This window comes from Micromonospora sp. WMMD736, from assembly GCF_049179015.1.
Lineage (GTDB): Bacteria > Actinomycetota > Actinomycetes > Mycobacteriales > Micromonosporaceae > Micromonospora.
This window is the reverse complement of sequence record NZ_JBMHMI010000071.1, coordinates 1-1,215: the sequence shown is the minus strand read 5'-3', so window position 1 is coordinate 1,215 and position 1,215 is coordinate 1. Positions and strand designations below refer to the sequence as shown.

General features: G+C 62.5%; 3 protein-coding genes. All 3 read left to right on the top strand.

Annotated elements, in window-relative coordinates; all coding sequences use genetic code 11:
• Positions 1-362: hypothetical protein (locus ACN269_RS33675; protein WP_421477228.1), on the top strand; the 362-nt coding region annotated here is incomplete at its 5' end.
• 234 nt (positions 363-596) lie between these two features.
• Entirely contained in the window at positions 597-950 is a 354-nt protein-coding gene (locus ACN269_RS33670; protein WP_421477226.1) for a hypothetical protein, read from the top strand.
• The coding region (locus ACN269_RS33665) for a helix-turn-helix domain-containing protein (RefSeq protein WP_421477224.1) at positions 947-1,215 on the top strand (269 nt) is incomplete at its 3' end. The genes ACN269_RS33670 and ACN269_RS33665, both read left to right, overlap by 4 nt.

Genomic DNA, 1,215 nt, shown 5'->3' with positions numbered 1-1,215 from the left:
TCCTCGGGGTCGTCTCGACGTTTGTCTTGCAACTGGTGTTGTTCGGCGTGGCCGTACTGATCGACCGGCGCGACACGCCGATCTTCCCCCGCTGGCTCGGGTATGTGAACATCTGGCTGGCAATAACTTTCACACCTGCCAGCTTCCTGGTGTTCTTCAAGACGGGGCCGCTGGCATGGAACGGCGTGCTGGTCTGGTGGGTGCCCGTGTTCGCCTTCCTGGTGTGGTTCGTGCCCAACTTCGTGTTCCTGCTGCGTGCCGTCGACGCGGATGACCATCAGCCGGCCGGGGGCGACGCCCGGCTGGAACGCGAGGTCGCAGAACTGCGCGCACGCGTCGACGCCATCTCACTGGCCGGATGAGCGCCGAGACGCGAGTCAGGTGAAACCCGTTGGTAATTAACGACTTGCTGACCAACTACGACTTCAGCCATCCCGATATCGTCAGACTCCTGATCGTGTCAGCCATCGCTTTCGGCTTCGGCTACGGCTACGGCTACGGCTACGGCTACGGGAGATCTGGGGCCGCTACTACCCTGGCCCCGTCACGCCACGGCAGGCCCTCAACCGGATCATTCCGCAAAGGGTGTGGTTCCCGTGTGTGATCAACCAGACCACTACTTCTTCGGCGGGCTCAACGACGCGGCCATGTCCAAGAGGTACGTCTGGACCAACCTCATCGTGGCGATCGGACCCGGCTACCTGTGGGCTAGCCGCAAATCACGGGAGGGCACCTCCATGGGACTGGCCGTAGTGGTGTTGCTTTCCATCATCGCCACCTATCTACCACCCGGATTTGGCGTGTGGACCACGGCGTCGCCCTACTTCAACACACCGTGGTTCTACCTCAGCGGACTCGTTGCCACCGGCTACGCCGTCTACAACGTGCTCCTGGTCAAGAACTTCGCGCCCAAGCCACAATTCATCAACGGCCGGAAGAGCATCTGGTGACCACGCCTCAGGCGCGGATGCGCAGGTCCACCGAAGAGGTGCGAACACTCGTACTGGCGTCGGCCCGCCGACTTTTCTCAGTTCACGGGTACGGCGGTACGAGCACGCGCGATGTCGCTACCGACGCCGGTGTGACAGCGGCGGCGATCTTTCGTCATTTCGGGAGCAAGAAGGGTCTTTTCGACGCGGCCGTCGAGGAGCCACTGCACGACGCGATCTCCGGATTTCTGCAGGACTGGGAGTTCCTCGGCCCCGACCGGGCCAA